Here is a 17013-nt window from a genome sequence, read left to right as displayed (position 1 = left end):
ACCGATATGCGGCTCCGCCGCGCGCGGGGGTCTAGCGGCGCCGCAGGTCCGCCACCCTCGCCCGGTCCCCCTGCTCCGCCATCGCCGCCGCGCTCCGCAGCTGCTGCGGGCCCGGCCCCCCGGGTCCGCCCCCGTGCGTCCGGCGCTGTCCGGGCAGGGGCATGTCGCGGCGGCCCTGACGGCCGCGCGGGAGGGGCTCGGCCGATGCGGGGCCGCCGCCCGAGCCGGCCACCGCGATATGGACCCCCTGGTCGGCGAGGGCCTGCAGTTCGGCGGCGGCGCGGTCGTCGTGGCCGGGGGGTTCGTCCGTCACCAGGCGGGTGATGATGTCGGTCGGCACCGTCTGGAACATGGTGTCGGAGCCGAGCTTGGTGTGGTCCGCCAGGACCACCACCTCGGCGGCGGCCTGTACCAGCGCCCGGTCCACGCTCGCGGAGAGCATGTTGGAGGTGGACAGGCCGCGCTCCGCGGTGAGCCCGCTCCCGGAGAGGAACGCGCGAGAGACCCGCAGCCCCTGGAGGGACTGCTCGGCACCGCTGCCCACCAGGGCGTAGTTGGAACCGCGCAGCGTACCGCCGGTCATCACCACCTCCACCCGGTTGGCATGGGCCAACGCCTGTGCGACCAGCAGGGAGTTGGTGACGACGGTCAGGCCGGGGATCCGCGCGAGCCGGCGGGCCAGCTCCTGCGTGGTCGTACCGGCGCCGACGACGATGGCCTCGCCCTCCTCCACGAGACCGGCGGCCAGGTCGGCGATGGCCGTCTTCTCAGCGGTGGCGAGATGGGATTTCTGCGGAATGCCGGAGTCCCGTGTGAAACCGCCCGGCAGTACCGCACCGCCGTGCCGGCGGTCGAGGAGTCCTTCTGCCTCCAGTGCCCGCACGTCCCGCCGTACGGTCACTTCGGAGGTCTGGACGACGCGGGCGAGCTCACGGAGCGATACCGCCCCGTTGGCGCGCACCATTTCGAGGATCAACTGACGACGTTCTGCAGCGAACACAAAACTGACAGTAACGTGACGCCCGAGTGTTTTCAGCAGTTTGCGCCGAATAACGGAAGTTGTACATACAAGGGGCCGCCAAGTGATATGGGCGGCCCCGTTGTTGTTCTGTACTGACCGGACGGCGATCGCCGGAGCACCCAAGTTGCCGGGGGTTGCCAGGAGATGCCGGGAGATGCCGGGAGATGCCGGGGAATACAGCGTCCTCGAAGGCGCTTACGCCTCGCCCGCGCGCTTACGGGTGTGCAACTGCCTGGCCACTTCCGCGATCGAACCCGACAGGGACGGATACACGGTGAAAGCGTTTGCGATCTGTTCTACCGTCAAATTGTTGTCGACCGCGATCGAGATGGGGTGGATGAGTTCGCTCGCGCGCGGCGCGACGACGCAGCCGCCGACCACGATTCCGGTGCCGGGCCGGCAGAAGATCTTGACGAATCCGTCGCGGATTCCCTGCATCTTCGCGCGCGGGTTGCGCAGCAGCGGCAGCTTGACCACCCGGGCGTCGATCTTGCCCGCGTCGACATCGGCCTGGGTGTAGCCGACGGTGGCGATCTCGGGGTCGGTGAAGACGTTCGAGGAGACCGTCTTCAGGTCCAGCGGGGCCACCGCGTCACCGAGGAAGTGGTACATCGCGATCCGGCCCTGCATGGCGGCGACCGAGGCGAGGGCGAAGATCCCGGTGACGTCACCGGCCGCGTACACGCCCGGCGCGCTGGTGCGGGAGACCTTGTCGGTCCAGATGTGGCCGGACTCCTTGAGCCGTACCCCGGCCTCCTCCAGGCCCATCCCCGCGCTGTTCGGGATGGCGCCGACCGCCATGAGGCAGTGCGAACCGGAGATGACTCGGCCGTCGGCCAGGGTGACCTCGACCCGGTCGCCGACGCGCTTGGCGGCCTGGGCGCGGGAGCGGGCCATGACGTTCATGCCGCGGCGCCGGAAGACGTCCTCCAGCACGGCGGCGGCGTCCGGGTCCTCGCCCGGCAGCACCCGGTCGCGGGACGAGACGAGGGTGACGCGCGAGCCGAGCGCCTGGTAGGCGCCCGCGAACTCGGCGCCGGTCACGCCGGAGCCGACCACGATGAGCTCCTCGGGCAGCTCGTCGAGGTCGTAGACCTGGGTCCAGTTCAGGATCCGCTCGCCGTCGGGGAGCGCGTCCGGGATCTCCCGGGGGTGGCCGCCGGTGGCGATCAGCACGGCGTCGGCGGTGAGCGTCTCCTCGGTGCCGTCGGCGGCGGTCACGACGACCTTCCGGGAGCCGTCGGCGGCCTGGAGGCCGGACAGCCGGCCGCGGCCGCGCATCACGCGGGCGCCGGCCCGGGTGACGGAGGCGGTGATGTCGTGGGACTGGGCGAGCGCCAGGCGCTTCACCCGTCGGTTGACCTTGCCGAGGTCGACGCCGACCACGCGGGCGGCCTGCTCGACGTGCGGGGTGTCGTCCGCGACGATGATGCCCAGTTCCTCGTACGAGGAGTCGAAGGTGGTCATCACCTCCGCCGTCGCGATCAGGGTCTTCGAGGGCACGCAGTCGGTGAGGACGGACGCGCCGCCGAGGCCGTCGCAGTCGACGACGGTCACCTCCGCGCCGAGCTGGGCGCCCACCAGTGCCGCCTCGTAGCCGCCGGGTCCGCCGCCGATGATCACGATCCGGGTCACGAAAAGTCCGCCTCGCGTATGTCATCCCGCGGCCGTCTGCTGCCCCGGCCGGGGGTCCGGGGGAGCGCCCCGGGGGAATGCAGTACGTACTTCATTGTCCCGCACGCGCCAAGGTGCTTCGCCCCGGGGCCCTCCATACGTGCGCCGGGGCGTGCGCGCCGGGGCCCGGGGACGGGAAGCGGAACCCGGCGAGTGGTCTTCCGCACCGGAATCGACGTTCCCGCCGTCACCTCCCGTACCCTCGGACCCATGTCGCTCTACGCCGCGTACGCCGGCAACCTCGACGCGCGGCTGATGACGCGCCGCGCACCGCATTCCCCGCTGCGCGGCACGGGCTGGCTCAACGGCTGGCGGCTGACCTTCGGCGGGGAGCAGATGGGCTGGGAAGGCGCGCTGGCCACCGTGGTGGAGGCGCCCCGTTCCCAGGTCTTCGTGGCGCTGTACGACCTGGCGCCGATGGACGAGGACTCCATGGACCGGTGGGAGGGTGTCGGCCTCGACATCTACCGCCGGATGCGGGTGCGGGTGCACACCCTGGACGGCGAGGAGCCGGCCTGGATGTACGTGCTGAACGGCTACGAGGGCGGGCTGCCGTCCGCCCGCTACCTGGGCGAGATCGCCGACGCCGCCGAGTCCGCGGGCGCGCCGCACGACTATGTGATGGAACTCCGCAAGCGCCCCTGTTGACCGGTCCGGCCAGCGCTTTTGTGTGAATGTACGAGCAAGCGTGTCCAGACTCTGCACAAGGGCATCTACGCGCGTAGGGAATCACCGGCTACCCTCATCCGCGTGAACGCATCAGTTATTCCGGACAACATCCAGGGCGACCCGTACGCGGCCGCCGCCGACGCCGCCGCCCGCCTGCGCGAGCTGACCGGCGCCGAGACCCACGACGTCGCGCTCGTGATGGGTTCCGGCTGGGCGCCCGCGGGCGATGCGCTCGGCGCTCCGGAGGCCGAGTTCCCGGTGACCGAGCTGCCCGGTTTCCCGGCGCCCGCCGTGCAGGGGCACGGCGGGACGATCCGCTCGTACAAGATCGGTGAGAAGCGGGTCCTGGTCTTCCTCGGCCGTACGCACTTCTACGAGGGCCGGGGCGTCGCCGCCGTCGCGCACGGAGTCCGTACCGCCGTCGCGGCCGGGTGCGGGACCGTCGTCCTGACGAACGGCTGCGGCGGTCTGCGCGAGGGCATGCGCCCCGGTCAGCCGGTGCTGATCAGCGACCACATCAACCTGACGGCGGCCTCCCCCATCGTCGGCGCCAACTTCGTCGATCTGACCGACCTGTACTCGCCGCGGCTGCGCGCGCTGTGCAAGGAGGTCGACGAGACCCTCGAAGAGGGTGTGTACGTGCAGTTCCCCGGCCCGCACTACGAGACGCCGGCCGAGATCAACATGGTCCGTGTGATGGGCGGCGACCTGGTCGGCATGTCCACCGTGCTGGAGGCCATCGCCGCCCGCGAGGCGGGCGCCGAGGTGCTGGGCATCTCGCTGGTCACCAACCTCGCGGCGGGGCTGAGCGGGGAGCCGCTCAACCACGAAGAGGTGCTCCAGGCGGGCCGGGACTCCGCCACGCGCATGGGCGCGCTGCTGGCCCGGGTCCTCGAACGCATCTGATCCGGCCGCGGCCGGATCCGCGCACCCACCCACGAACCACCCGCAGGAAGGCGGACACCGTGCAGCAGGACCTCATCGCGCAGGCCAGGGCGTGGCTCGCGGAGGACCCCGATCCCGAGACCCGCGACGAGCTCGCCGCGCTCATCGAATCCGGGAGTGCCGACGAGCTCGCCGCACGGTTCGCCGGCACCCTGCAGTTCGGCACCGCCGGGCTCCGCGGTGAGCTGGGGGCCGGGCCGATGCGGATGAACCGTTGTGTCGTCATCCGCGCCGCGGCCGGGCTCGCCGCCCATCTCAAGGCGCGGGGGCAGGGCGGCGGGCTCGTCGTCATCGGGTACGACGCCCGGTACAAGTCCGCCGACTTCGCCCGGGACACCGCGGCCGTGATGACCGGCGCGGGCCTGCGGGCGGCCGTGCTCCCCCGCCCGCTCCCCACCCCCGTGCTGGCGTACGCCATACGGCACCTGGGAGCCGTCGCGGGCGTCGAGGTGACCGCCAGCCACAACCCGCCGCGCGACAACGGCTACAAGGTCTATCTCGGCGACGGCTCGCAGATCGTCCCCCCGGCGGACGGCGAGATCGCCGCCGAGATCGCCGCGGTCGGCCCGCTCGACCGCGTGCCCCGCCCCGACCAGGGCTGGGAGACCCTCGGCGAGGAGGTCCTGGCGGCCTACCTGGCCCGCACGGACGCGGTGCTCGCCGCCGGTTCGCCGCGTACCGCCCGGGTCGTGTACACCGCGATGCACGGCGTCGGTACGTCCGTGCTGACCGCCGCCTTCGACCGGGCCGGGTTCCCCGCACCGGTGCTCGTCGCCGAACAGGCCGAGCCCGACCCGGCGTTCCCCACCGTCGCGTTCCCCAATCCGGAGGAGCCCGGCGCGATGGACCTCGCCTTCGCGACCGCGCGCCGCACCGAGCCCGACATCGTCATCGCCAACGACCCGGACGCCGACCGCTGCGCCGTCGCCGTCCCGGACCCCGCCACCGAGGGCGGCTGGCGGATGCTGCGCGGCGACGAGGTCGGGGCGCTGCTCGCCGCCCATCTGGTGGACCGGGGCGTGAGCGGCGTCTTCGCCGAGTCGATCGTGTCGTCCTCGCTGCTCGGCCGGATCGCCCGGAAGGCGGGGCTCGGCCACGAGGAGACGCTGACCGGCTTCAAGTGGATCGCCCGGGTGGACGGGCTGCGCTACGGGTACGAGGAGGCGCTCGGCTACTGCGTCGACCCCGAGGGCGTGCGTGACAAGGACGGCATCACGGCCGCGCTGCTCGTCGCCGAGCTCGCCTCCGTGCTCAAGGAGCAGGGGCGTACGCTGCCCGATCTCCTCGACGACCTGGCACTCGTCCACGGGCTGCACGCCACCGACCAGCTGTCGGTCCGGGTGAAGGACCTGTCGGTCATCTCCGACGCCATGGCGCGGCTGCGCGAGCAGCCCCCGACCGCGCTGGCGGGCCTCGCCGTCACCTCGGCCGAGGACCTGGCGCGGGGCACGGCCGAGCTGCCGCCCACCGACGGGCTCCGCTACCGGCTCCAAGGCGCCCGGGTGATCGTCCGCCCGAGCGGCACCGAGCCGAAGCTCAAGTGCTATCTGGAGGTCGTGGTGCCGGTCGGTTCGGCGGACGAGCTGCCGGCGGCGCGGGCCAGGGGGGCCGAGCTGCTCGACGGGATCAAGCGCGATCTGGCGGCCGCGGCCGGGATCTGAGCGGGAGCCGCCGCCCTCGCGCACGCACCGGCAGGTGCGCGGCGGTGAGCGCGGCGGTCCCCCGGGGGCGTCATCCGAAGCGGCCGTTCACGTAGTCGGCGGTCCGGCCGTCCTGCGGGGAGTGGAACATCTCGTCGGTCGGACCGTGCTCGACGATGACGCCGGGGGTGCCCTGTTCGGCGAGGAAGAACGCGCAGTGGTCGGAGACCCGTGCCGCCTGCTGCATGTTGTGCGTGACGATCACGATGGTGACCTCCTCCTTGAGGTCGGCGATGGTCTCCTCGATCCGGCGGGTGGAGGTCGGGTCGAGCGCGGAGCAGGGCTCGTCCATCAGCAGCACCCTGGGCCGTACCGCCAACGACCTCGCGATGCACAGGCGTTGCTGCTGTCCGCCGGAGAGCGCGCCGCCGGGCTGGCGGAGCCGGTCCTTGACCTCGCGCCACAGGCCCGCCTTGGTCAGGCACTCCTCGACGAGATCGTCCCGGCCGTCCCTGGACGCCTTGATCCCGTTGAGTTTCAGTCCGGCGAGGACGTTCTCGTACAGGGACATGGCGGGGAACGGGTTGGGCTTCTGGAAGACCATGCCGATCTCGCGGCGGGCCCGGGTGATGCGGCGGCCCCGGTCGTAGATGTCCTCGCCGTCCAGCAGGACCCGGCCGGCCAGTGAGGCGGATCCGACCAGTTCGTGCATCCGGTTGAGGATGCGCAGGAACGTCGACTTGCCGCAGCCCGACGGGCCGATGAGGGCGGTGACCTCCAGGGCGGGCATGTGCAGGGAGACCCGGTCCAGGACCTTGTGGTCGCCGAACCACGCGGAGACCGCTTCGGCTTCGAGGGTGGCGGGCGAGGCGGCGACGGTGCGCGGCCGGTTCGGCGCGGCGGCGGGCAGCGGGATGGTCTCGGTCATCGGAATGCGTCAACTCCTGGTCGTTCAGAGCAGATTGGGCAGGAGACGGGTGGCGGCCGAGGCGACCGCGAGGCCGAGTGCGGCGAGTACGGGTCCGGCGCTGATCCAGGTCTGCCAGTTCCCCCAGACCCGGTGCAGCCAGACGGTGAGGAGCGCGGCGGCGAGCAGGGCCTGCGACCGGAGGAAGACCGTGAGCCAGGCGCCCTCCCCGCTCTCCCCGCCGAGCGCCTCCTCGGCCGGGCCGATCCAGCCGAGGCGGACCGGGCGGGGCGGGCTGGGCTGGACGGGGGTGGTGAGTTCGGCGTCCACGTACAGCACCCCGCTGGGGGTGTACGGGCTGCCGGACGCGGTCATGAGGGTGAGCCGCCCCCGGGTTCCGGCGGGTGCGGGGAGCCGGTCGCCCGAGCGCCGGAGCGCCGACACCGTGTACACGGCCCTGCCCTGGCCGGTCGTCACCTCGATCCTCGACCCGGCGGGGAGCTCGGAGAGTCCGTTGAACGGGCTGCCGTACCCCCACTGGCGGCCCATGATCACGCTGGTGCCCGCCTGGCCGGGCATCGGGGTGTCGCGGCGGTGTCCGGGGCCCGACATCAGGACGCCGGAGGTGGTGCCCTCGCCGACGACCTCGCGCAGTCCGAGGGCCGGGATGCGCAGGAGGGCGACGGGCTCCCCCGGGGCGAGGGGCTTGTTGTCGTAGGTGCGCTGGCCCACCGGGGCGGTACCGAGCGCGAGTTGCCTGCGGAGCTCGGCGTAGCCGGTCCGCTGGTCGCGGGCGTGCTGGAGGTGGCCGACGACCGTGAGGCTCGCGGCGAAGCCGAGGAGCACGGCCGCGAGGACGCACAGCGCCGCTCCGGCCAGGGCGAGACCGGGGCGGGCGGGGGGCCGGGACGCCGCCGAGGGGTCCGGCGGCGGCGTCGGGGGCGGGGCGGGGGCCACCGGTGGCGGCGGGGTCAGCACGGTCGTCACGTCGGATGCGCTCCTGGTCGGGGAGGGGCGGGGGCCAAGCGGAACGGGTGCGGGCGGGGGCCCGGTGACCCCCGCCCCGTACGTCAGAACCGGAGCAGGCCCCTGCGGCGGGTGTGCCGCACGAGCGCGGTGCCGAGACCGCAGAGCGTGAGCGCCGCCGCGCCGAGCGCGAGCGCGCTGGTGCCGGTCGAGGCGAGCGGGCCGGTGGCGGTGTCCGAGCCGTCGCCCGGACCACCGGTGGACGAGCCCCCGGCTCCGCCGTCCGCACCGGCCGTCGTACCGCCGTCGTCGGCGCCCGCGGAGTCGCTCGGGCTCGGGTCGGGGCCCGGGGCGTCACCGATGGCGAAGAGGAACTCGACGCGGTGCCCGTCGGTCCCCGGCTCGGCGAGGGCGAGGGTGTACGAGCCGTCCTCGATGTCCGCCGGGACGGTGAACGCGTAGGCGGAGACGGTCCCTTCGGCGTTCGCGGTGGCGTCGGGGAGGGCGGCCACGCTGTCGGCGAGGGTGACCTTCACCTTGGCGTCCTTGGCGTAGCCGCGGGCGGTGATGAGGACCTTCTGCCCTGCGGTGAGTGTCGGGTTGACGTCCAGGGCATTGCCGTCCGCGTCGGTGACGTCGAGATCGGCGGGTGTCCCCGGGGTGGGGCTGCCGGTGCCGCTCGGGTCCGGGGAGGGCGAGGAGCCGGCCTCGGTGACGGTGTACGGCACGGCGGCGGAGACGGATTCCGCGTACGTGCCGGAGTCCGCCGGGATGAACTTCGCGGTGAGCCTGTGCGCGCCCTCGGCCAGTGTCTGCGTCCTCAACTCGGCGGCGCCGGAGGCGGCATCGGCACGGCCCAGCTCGGTGGTCCCGTCCAGGAAGGCGACCTTCCCGGCGGCGGCCGGGGGTGTGACGGCGGCCTTCAGCGTGATCGCGGTACCGGCGGGGGCGGTGGTCGCGGGGGTGGCGGTGAGCGCGGTCGTGGTGGCGGCGGCCGTCGGGACGGTCCAGGAGTCGCCGGTGACCTGGATCTTCGCGGGGAAGTACCTGCCGCCGATGTTGGCGGCGTCGCGGCACATGAGCCGGATGTCGTACGTACCGTCCAGCGATCCGCTCGGGATCCAGCTCCGCAGCAGGGTTTCGAGCGACTTCCCGGCGAGGATGTCGGCGCTGAACGGCCCCTGGTCGAACGGGGCGCCGACGGTCGTCTTCCCCAGGGTGACCGTGCCGCCGGCCGGTTTGGCCAGGACCAGTGAGACCTGCTGCGCGTTCTCGGCGGGGCAGGCGCCGTCGGTGGTCACCCGGGGGAAGGTCGGGTTGTCGGCGGTCTTCCCCGATGCGACCGGCAACGTCAGCCGTCCCAGCGAGTCCTCGGCGCGGGCGGTCGGTGCGAGGCCGAGGACCGTGGCCGCCGCGGCGAGCAGGAGCGAGCAGCACAGCAGCAGGGCGGTGGGTGTTCTCGGTGGTGCGAGGTGTCTCATGGCGGTCGGTCCCCCAAGGGATGTGGTGGTGGCGGGTACGCCGGGGAGCCGGGCACCCTGGGGGTGCCCGGCCGTGGCGCGGTTACGGGGTGGTGGTCAGCTCTCGCCCCGCAGGACGGTGCTGCCGCAGTCGGCGATGGTGCCGAAGCCGTACGTGGCGATCACGCCGCTCTGCGCGCAGACCTTGGACGAGGAGCCGACGAAGGCGGCGGCGATCGTCGGGTCGGTCAGCTTGGCGGTCGGGACGACGTTGTAGACGTCGCGGTTGAAGGGGAAGGCGGTGTTGAGGGTGCCGTCCGCGTTGCGCGGGGCGACACCGTTGACCGAGCCGAGCACGGAGGCGCCGCGCCGGTCGACGACGTCGCCCGGCTCGTTGCTCTGCGCGATGTACTGCGCGACGGAGTACGGGGCGATGTCGCCCGCGCTGTCCAGCGCCTCGCCGTTGTGCTCCTGGACGGTGTCGTCGACGCAGGAGCCGAAGGTGGACTCGGTGAGGCCCAGCTGGCCCAGGAAGAAGGACCGGGTGCCGGAGCCGGACTGGGGCAGCAGCGGGGTGAGCGCCACACCGTTGAGGGACGTCGTCTGGCAGGTGTAGACCGAGACGAGCTGCGCCTTGGTGAGCGCCTTGGGCAGCGCGCTGTCGGAGCGGACCGCGAAGGTGACCGCGTCCTTGCCGAACGGGATCCAGGTCAGGTCGGTGGACGAGGTGTCCGCGACGCCGCGCGAGGAGCGCGCGAAGTCCAGACAGCCGGTGTTGTTGTCGACGGCGTTGCGCAGCGCGTTGATGCCGGCCGAGGAGCCGTTGGGCCGGGCGATCTCGCAGCCGGTGGCGCGGGTCTTGACCGTCGTCGTGCCGAGGGCGTTGTACGAGGCGATCAGCGTGCCGGTGTCGACGGCGTCGCCGAGGCCGTTCACGACGTCCTGGGTGGTGTCCGAGCCGACACCGGCGAGGACCCGGTAGTTACCGGGGGCCGGGTCCGCCGAGGCGGGGGCCGCCATGGCGCCGAGGGCGAGGGCGGCGGTACCGACGACGGCACCGATGCGTGCGCGGGACTTGACGTTCACTTCTGTTCTCCTCCGTGCATACGGAAACGAGGAATGGAAGGAATGGACGCTCAAGCAGAATTCTGAATTCTTTTTCCACCGGCCCGTCGGCCGGCCACCGATGACTTTTCCGTATCCGGTCATCGGCGGCCACCAACGGCGACGGTTGTTCAGGTTACGAAATGCTTTACGAGGTGACACCTGGAGAACTCAGCCGGTCCGAACGGGTTTCCGGACGGATTTCCGCACGGAAAGGCGCAGCAGAACGGGTCCGGAAAGGCCCGCGATGCCGCCCGCGAGCAGTACGCCGATCAGCACCCAGCGGACGATCCCGAGGACCGTGGAGGGGGTCAGGCCGCCGGAATGGGCGGTGTTCTGCCGATCGGGGCCGCCGGGGTCCGCCCGGTGCGCCGCCCCGTCCCCCGTGCCGGAATTCGCGCCGTCCCCGCCGGAGCCGCTGGAGGCGCCGCCCGGCCCGCCCGCGCCGCCGTCCGTTCCCGCGGTCCCGCCGCCCGAGGTGCCGGAGCCCCCGGAGCCCGCCGGTCCGCCCTCGCCGGAGCCCCCGGCCGTGCCCTTGGCGTGCTCCAGCCGGTCCGCGGCGGCGAGCGCCCTGGTGCGCAGGGCGGCGGGCAGCGGCGCGTATCCGGGCGGCAGTTGTCCGGCGGTGGCGCCCGGGGTCTGGCCGGCCCGCGCCGCGTAGCGGATCAGTCCGGCGAAGTCCTTGCGCTCGGCCGCCGGGGTGCCGGTGTAGGCGCCCGCGTAGACGACGGAGGCCAGTGGGTAGGCACCGCCCTTGGCGCGGGCCGGGTCGGGGGCGAGGACGCCCGGCTCGGCCGAGTCCTTCATAGCGGCGACACCGGCGAGCAGCGAGGCGGAGGTGGGGGCGACGAAGGTGCCGTCGGCGTTGCGCAAGGAAGCGGTCTGGAGTCCGTAGCGGGCCGCGGAGGCGGCGTCGGTGATCGCGAGGACCATGCGCTGGCCGGCCAGCGGGGGCGTGTTGACCAGTTTGGCCGGGGAGCCGTTGGCTCCGGCGGCCGCGGTGGTGGTGGATCCGTTGTTGCCCCGGCGGGTGCGCAGCGCGCCCTCGTGCATGTCCTGGACGTACGGGGCGATCTCGGTGGTCCCGTACTCCAGGGACTCCTCGCCGACGGTCACGGTCGTGCGGGTCGGATCCGCCTTCGGGAAGTCGTTGACGCCGGTCCCGGTGTCCAGGTGCAGCTCCTCGAAGTACGGGTTGACCTTCGTTCCCCAGGGGTCCGGGGTACCGGCCAGGAATTCCCGCGCCTCGGTGTCGGACCGCAGCCATTTCCACAGCATTTCGGTGGTGTCGGAGCTCTCCAGCTGCACCATGATGCTGGACGGGGAGAGGTAGGGAACCCAGTCGTCGAAGGCCGGATTGAGTTTCTTGAATTCTTCGTCGTGGAAGAGGCTGAGCGGATTTCCCTTGATGTGTTCGGGGGCTTCCTTGGCCCTGCTGACCACATCCTTCTGGTAGGACGAGGTGAGCATTTTGGCGAGCAGTCTCGGGGTGAGTCTCATCGAGGTGAGCTGTCCGGAGCCCGGCATCTCGACGAAGAAGCCGACCACCAGCCCGCTCACCGCCACCGGCGCGTGGACCGGGGTTCTGGCGCTCCCGTCCCGGAGCAGCGGGTCGACGGTGAACGCGAGGTGCGGGGAGCCCGCCACGGGCCGGGCGAGGGTGTCCCGCGCGCTCGGCTCGCCGCTCTGGCTGAACGCGAACTTGGCGCTGCCGGCGCCCGCGCAGAGGGTCGACTGCCAGGAGCTGATCGCCTCGGTGACGAGTTCGGACCCGGTCACCCGGCGCTCGGCCCGGCCGGCCGGGCAGGTGTTGCCCACCGGCTGGAAGTGCAGCGGCACGACGAGGCGCTGGGCCCAGTTGGAGGTGGTCAGCGGCGAGGTCTCCAGCCGGTGGTTAGAGCCGGTACCGCCGTCCACGTCGTGCCCGCCGCGCGGTACGACGACGAGCCAGCAGGGACGGGTCCCGGTCCGGCCGGACCGCTTCACCACCTCGCCGCAGCCGAGCTGGGAGGCCTCCTGCCCGGACTGCATCTGGAAGGTGAACTCGCCGGTGCCGTCCGCGTGCGTGACGGCGTAGGGCTCCTCGTTGGAGTCGATCGAGCTGAAGTAGGTCCAGTCGCGCGACCCGGTGGTCCCGGGCCCGCCGTCGGCGGGGCGGAACGGTACGTACGACTCGCCGGCCCCGTTGCCCACGTACTCCTTCTCGGCGGGGTCGGCGGCGCCCGCCCCGATCTGGCGGAGCGCGGTCCAGTTGCCGCCCTGCCCGCCGTTGCCCTGGGCGCCGAACTGGCACTGCTCGCGCGAGGGCCCGTCGGCGCCGTCCCCCCAGCACTGCATGATCTGGAGGTAGTCGTAGGTGAAGCCGTCCTGCGTCGGCCTGCCGCCGGTCCAGGTGATCCGTACGCCCTGGCCGCGCAGCTGTTCGGTCTGGTGGACGGTGACCTTGAGCTTCGAGAAGTCGTCGTACGGGCCCTTGCGGCCGGTCACGGTCACCGCCGAGCCCGCCGCCGCCCGGGCGGGGGCCGTGGTGGCGGGCAGCGGCAGCAGGGCCACCAGCAGCGCGGCGAGCAGCGCCCCGATGCCGGTGGTGACGCGTCGGCGGGTGTGTCGTACGCGGGTCATCGCGGCCCCTCCTCGCGGCAGGTGTGTCGTACGCGGGTCATCGCAGCCCTTCCTTGCGGCGGTTGCGCGCGGCGAGCGCACGCGCGGTGAGCGGTGGTCCGACGACCACGCCGACGAGCAGGACGGCGGAGAGCGCCATGAGTACGCCGCGCAGTCCGGGTGAGCCGCCGGCGGCGAGGGTGACCGGGTTGCCGACGACGGAGGCGTCCCCACCCCCGGCCCCGGCCGACCCCTCGATCAGCTCGCCGGTGTCGGGGTCGACGGCGCCCGAGGCCGCGCTGCCCGCCGCGCCGCCGGACGCCCCGTCCGTACCGGCCGAGCCGCCCGAGGACCCCGCCGTCCCGGCGCCGCCCACACCACCGGCGGAACCCGTGCCGCCCGCAGCGCCGCCGGTGGATCCGCCGCCGGAACCGCCGCCGTTCGCCCCGGGGCTCACCCGGGTCCGCTCCTTGGCGCCCGCCGTGCCGTCCGCGCACTGCGTGGTGCCGCGCTTGTCGCAGGCCTTGGGGTACGGGGCGTTCCTGGCAAGGGTGTTGGAGCCGTCGGAGGAGAACGTGGGGTTGCGGCAGCTCTTGATGTCGACGGCGGCGGACGGTGCGCCCGGGATCCTGCGGACCTGGGTGAACCCGGCTTCGACGAGGTTCTTGGGCAGCGGCGAGTAGCCGAGCTCCTCGGCCTGCTGCTGGCCCTCGCAGAGGAAGTAGTTGGCGAAGGCGCCCAGCGTCCTGCCCTTGGCGGTGGTGAACGGCGACTCGGCCTTGGTGGGCACGATCATGTAGCTGTAGGAGGAGAGCGGATAGGTGCGGCGGTCGGCCGAGCGGTAGACCCCGTCGAGGATCTGGGTGAGGTAGTTCTCGGAGTTCCTGTCCTCGTTGATCCGGGCCTTCATCAGTGCCACGGCGACGCTGGAGGCGGTCGGTTCGACGTAGTAGCCGGAGGCGTTGAGCACCTTCGCCACCGGGAAGCCGGTCTTGATGGCGTACGAGTACTCGACGTAGGTGATCGCGCCCTCGGCGTGCCCCTGCTTGGTGTAGCCGGAGACACCGAGCGAACCGGACTTGGCGATCGTCGAGGAGCCCGGCACCACGGGGAAGTACGAGGTCATCCCGCACGGGGCGGAACGCCCGGCGCGCCTGCAGTAGGCGTCCCAGAGTCCGCCGTGCTCCTTGGCCAGCCAGGTGGTCAGCTGGGCGGTGGTGCCGGAGCCGTCGGAGCGTACGACGGGGATGATGCGGCGGGCCGGGAGCACCAGACCGGGGTTGTCGGCCCGGATCTCGGGGGCGTTCCACATGGTGAGCGTGCCGGTGAAGATCTTGGTGATGACCTCGCCGGATAGTCGGAGGTTGGTGACCTTCCGGCCGCCGATCCGCAGGTTGTACATGAAGGCCGTGCCACCGGCCACGATCGGCATGTACGCGTAGCCGCGCTTCGGCGGCGCGTCCCGCATCCCGGACTCGGTCAGTCCGTACGGGATCTCGGAGACGGCGAAGTCGGCCGTGCCGTTCTTGAACTGCTCACGGCCCACCGAGGAGCCGACCGGTGAGTAGTTGACCGTCATGCCGCTGTTGGCGGCGACATTGCGGCGCCACTGGTCGAGCGCGTTGGAGCTCCAGGTGGAGCCGCCGCCGCTGATCTTCGTGTACGAGGCGGCGCGGGCGGTCGCCGGGTGCAGGGCGAGCAGCGCGCACACCAGTGCCGCCACCGCCATGGTCAGTCGGGAGACGGTTGCCGGTCTCACTGGTCACTCACTCCTCGTATCCATGGGTGTTTCCCGGGGCGCGGCCCGCCGGGACCGGGCGGCGAAGCGTTCGGCGTCACGTCCCGACGCCTGGACCCTGCGGTGTTCCTGGCGCCTGGTCAGCTGTCCCGGACCACGTCCGCCGATGACGCGGGCGACGACGAACAGCACGAGCACCAGCGCCATCAGGACGGCCGCCGTGCCGAAACCGCGGGCGATCATCGTGGGTTCGGGCGACTTGACGAACTCGAAGGTGGCGAGCGGCAGCGAGACCTGCGGCCCCGACAGCGGATCGCCGTTGATCTCGGCGGTGAACCCGGCGGTCAGCAGCACGGGCGAGGTCTCGCCGATGCCGCGCGCGGTGCCGAGGATGACGGAGGTGGTCAGCCCGGACCGCGCGGTCGGCAGCACCACGTGCCACACGGTGCGCCAGCGCGAGGTGCCCAGCGCGTACGAGGCCTCCCGCAGCGTCCCCGGCACCAGCCGGATCACCACGTCCGCCGCCCTGATGACGATCGGCAGCATCATCACGGCGAGCGCGAGCGAGGCGGCGAGCCCGGACCGGTCGAAGCCGAGGGCGAGGATCACCGTCGCGTAGACGAACAGCCCCGCGACAATCGACGGCAGCGCGGTCATCGCCTCGACGACGGTCCGTACGAACCGGGCGAAGCGGCCCGGCACCTCGTTGAGGAAGACCGCGCAGACCAGGCCCGCGGGCACCGTCAGGGTCAGCGCGATGGCGATCTGCTCCAGCGTGCCGAGGATCGCGTGCAGGATGCCGCCGGCCGAGAGCGGGTCCAGCGGGCCGGCCTCGGCCATGTCCTGGGTGAAGAAGTTCAGGTGCGGCAGCGCCTTGCGGCCCTCCCACAGGGTGAACACGACGACGAAGCCGAGCGCGACGACCATGACCAGGCCGAGGCTCTGCACCACGACGGCGGCCAGCCGGTCCCGTACCGCGGGGCCGTTCTCGTCGAAGGAGACCAGCAGCGCGTACAGGCCGAGGAACAGCCCGTACGCCACGGCAAGGAAGCCGACGGTGCCGCTGAACGGCAGCAGCCGGGCGAACAGCAGCCAGGTGATCGACAGCGCGGCGGCCGCGGCGCCGAGCAGCGCGTACACGTCGGTGGCGCGCAGCAGGGTCAGGGACCGCCGCCGCTCCCCCACCGGCGCGGCCCGTTCCGCGGTGGCGGCGGGCCTCTCGGGTGCGATGGTCATCTGCTGGGTCCCCTCATTCACTCGTCGCGCCGGAACGGCTGCGGGCGACGATCGACGACGCCGCGAAGTTGACGACGAGCGTCATCAGGAAGAGCGCGAGGCCCGCGGCCATCAGCGCCGACATGCCGAATTCGCTGGCCTCGCCGTAGCGCAGCGCGATCAGCGCGGCGACCGAACTGGCCCCGCTCTGCACCACGTGCCACTGGATCTCGAAGACCGGCGAGATGATCAGGTAGACCCCGATGGTCTCGCCCAGGGCCCGGCCGAGGCCGAGCATGGTGCCGCCGATCATGCCGCCCTTGCCGAACGGCAGGACGACGCTGCGGATCATGCCCCAGCGGGTGGCGCCCAGCGCGTACGCGCCCTCGCGCTCGCCGACCGGCGCCTGCGAGAACACCTCGCGCATCACCGAGCAGGCGATCGGCGCGACCATCAGCGCCACGACGACCCCGGCGACCAGCGTGGAGGAGGTGTACACGCTCTCCGGCGCGAGCGGGTCGGACGGGTCGGCGCCGTCCACCCGGAAGACCGGGATCCAGCCCAGATAGGCCGCGATCCAGCGGGCGGTGGGGAGGATCTTCCCCTCGAAGAAGAACAACCCCCACAGTCCGTAGACGACCGACGGCACGGCCGCCATCAGGTCGACGACGCTGATCAGCGTGCGGCGCAGCCGGGGTGGTGCGTACTCGGAGATGTACAGCGCCCCGCCGACCGCCAGCGGTACGGCGACGGCGATGGCCACCAGCGCGATGAGCACCGTCCCGACCAGCACGGCGGCGATCCCGAAGCGGCCGGCGTCCGGCTCCCACGCCTCGGTCGTCAGGAACGACCAGCCCGCCCGGGACAGCGCCTGCCAGGCCCGGTAGAGCAGGAATCCGCCGACCAGCAGCATGACCGCGAGCACCAGCCCGCCGCCGCTGCGGGCCACGCCCCTGAACACACGGTCGGGCAGGCCCGGATCCGCGTACAGCCGCCGCGGCCTGTCCGGCGCCGCGGTCCCACTCGTATCTCTCGTCACGCGGTCGACGCTGCTGCCGCGTCATGGACACGCC

13 protein-coding genes are annotated in these 17013 nt (G+C 72.5%); 3 read left to right on the top strand and 10 right to left on the bottom strand.

Translation table 11 applies throughout. From position 1 onward, the window contains the following. Positions 1-31 precede the first annotated feature (31 nt). On the bottom strand, positions 32-964 hold the full coding sequence (locus ACFYY7_RS32605; RefSeq protein ID WP_388667471.1) for a DeoR/GlpR family DNA-binding transcription regulator: 933 nt from the start codon (positions 962-964) through the stop codon (positions 32-34). Positions 965-1216: 252 nt separating this feature from the next. After that, the gene (locus ACFYY7_RS32600; protein WP_388667438.1) at positions 1217-2656 is read right to left on the bottom strand and encodes an NAD(P)H-quinone dehydrogenase; all 1440 of its coding nucleotides are present in this window, start codon (positions 2654-2656) and stop codon (positions 1217-1219) included. A gap of 249 nt (positions 2657-2905) precedes the next feature. Between ACFYY7_RS32600 and ACFYY7_RS32595 the strand changes: the two genes are divergently transcribed. The 3 genes from ACFYY7_RS32595 to ACFYY7_RS32585 all read left to right on the top strand — a co-directional run bounded on the left by ACFYY7_RS32595 (position 2906) and on the right by ACFYY7_RS32585 (position 5970). Beyond that, positions 2906-3343 carry a gamma-glutamylcyclotransferase gene (locus ACFYY7_RS32595; RefSeq protein WP_072486709.1) on the top strand — a complete coding sequence of 146 codons (438 nt, stop codon included), beginning with the start codon at positions 2906-2908 and terminating at the stop codon, positions 3341-3343. A 102-nt stretch (positions 3344-3445) separates the two neighbouring features. After that, positions 3446-4270 (top strand): purine-nucleoside phosphorylase, encoded by an 825-nt coding sequence (locus ACFYY7_RS32590; protein WP_351255921.1) that lies wholly within the window; start codon positions 3446-3448, stop codon positions 4268-4270. Between the two features lie 59 nt (positions 4271-4329). Beyond that, complete coding sequence (locus tag ACFYY7_RS32585) at positions 4330-5970, top strand: phospho-sugar mutase (protein WP_388667437.1); 1641 nt, start codon at positions 4330-4332, stop codon at positions 5968-5970. A 70-nt stretch (positions 5971-6040) separates the two neighbouring features. On the opposite strand, the gene ACFYY7_RS32580 is transcribed toward ACFYY7_RS32585, so the two are convergent. The 8 genes from ACFYY7_RS32580 to pstC form a co-directional block, all read right to left on the bottom strand. Then, positions 6041-6877 carry a phosphate ABC transporter ATP-binding protein gene (locus ACFYY7_RS32580; RefSeq protein ID WP_388667436.1) on the bottom strand — a complete coding sequence of 279 codons (837 nt, stop codon included), beginning with the start codon at positions 6875-6877 and terminating at the stop codon, positions 6041-6043. 24 nt (positions 6878-6901) lie between these two features. Beyond that, the gene (locus tag ACFYY7_RS32575; protein ID WP_388667435.1) at positions 6902-7843 is read right to left on the bottom strand and encodes a sortase; all 942 of its coding nucleotides are present in this window, start codon (positions 7841-7843) and stop codon (positions 6902-6904) included. An 83-nt stretch (positions 7844-7926) separates the two neighbouring features. Continuing rightward, a complete protein-coding gene (locus ACFYY7_RS32570) occupies positions 7927-9303 on the bottom strand; it encodes an Ig-like domain-containing protein (protein ID WP_388667434.1) in 1377 nt (458 codons plus the stop codon). 96 nt (positions 9304-9399) lie between these two features. Beyond that, positions 9400-10368 (bottom strand): hypothetical protein, encoded by a 969-nt coding sequence (locus ACFYY7_RS32565; protein WP_388667433.1) that lies wholly within the window; start codon positions 10366-10368, stop codon positions 9400-9402. 189 nt (positions 10369-10557) lie between these two features. Then, positions 10558-13008 carry a hypothetical protein gene (locus ACFYY7_RS32560; protein WP_388667432.1) on the bottom strand — a complete coding sequence of 817 codons (2451 nt, stop codon included), beginning with the start codon at positions 13006-13008 and terminating at the stop codon, positions 10558-10560. Between the two features lie 37 nt (positions 13009-13045). Further along, positions 13046-14746, bottom strand: a complete 1701-nt coding sequence (locus tag ACFYY7_RS32555) for a phosphate ABC transporter substrate-binding protein PstS (RefSeq protein WP_388667431.1) — start codon at positions 14744-14746, stop codon at positions 13046-13048. A gap of 3 nt (positions 14747-14749) precedes the next feature. Then, positions 14750-15961, bottom strand: a complete 1212-nt coding sequence (pstA, locus tag ACFYY7_RS32550) for a phosphate ABC transporter permease PstA (protein WP_388667430.1) — start codon at positions 15959-15961, stop codon at positions 14750-14752. 13 nt (positions 15962-15974) lie between these two features. After that, positions 15975-16979: a phosphate ABC transporter permease subunit PstC gene (pstC, locus tag ACFYY7_RS32545; RefSeq protein WP_388667429.1), complete on the bottom strand. Its 1005-nt coding sequence runs from the start codon at positions 16977-16979 to the stop codon at positions 15975-15977. Between the last annotated feature and the right edge of the window lie 34 nt (positions 16980-17013).

Source organism: Streptomyces sp. NPDC001933 (assembly GCF_042890955.1).
Taxonomy (GTDB): Bacteria; Actinomycetota; Actinomycetes; order Streptomycetales; family Streptomycetaceae; genus Streptomyces.
This window is presented reverse-complemented; position numbering and strand designations above follow the sequence as displayed.

What these genes read in the sequence shown, in the direction of transcription:
- ACFYY7_RS32605 (WP_388667471.1), bottom strand. Translation starts at nt 964, where the DNA reads ATGGTGCGCGCCAACGGGGCGGTATCGCTCCGTGAGCTCGCCCGCGTC.
- ACFYY7_RS32595 (WP_072486709.1), top strand. Translation starts at nt 2,906, where the DNA reads ATGTCGCTCTACGCCGCGTACGCCGGCAACCTCGACGCGCGGCTGATG.
- ACFYY7_RS32580 (WP_388667436.1), bottom strand. Translation starts at nt 6,877, where the DNA reads ATGACCGAGACCATCCCGCTGCCCGCCGCCGCGCCGAACCGGCCGCGC.
- ACFYY7_RS32570 (WP_388667434.1), bottom strand. Translation starts at nt 9,303, where the DNA reads ATGAGACACCTCGCACCACCGAGAACACCCACCGCCCTGCTGCTGTGC.
- ACFYY7_RS32560 (WP_388667432.1), bottom strand. Translation starts at nt 13,008, where the DNA reads ATGACCCGCGTACGACACACCCGCCGACGCGTCACCACCGGCATCGGG.
- pstA (WP_388667430.1), bottom strand. Translation starts at nt 15,961, where the DNA reads ATGACCATCGCACCCGAGAGGCCCGCCGCCACCGCGGAACGGGCCGCG.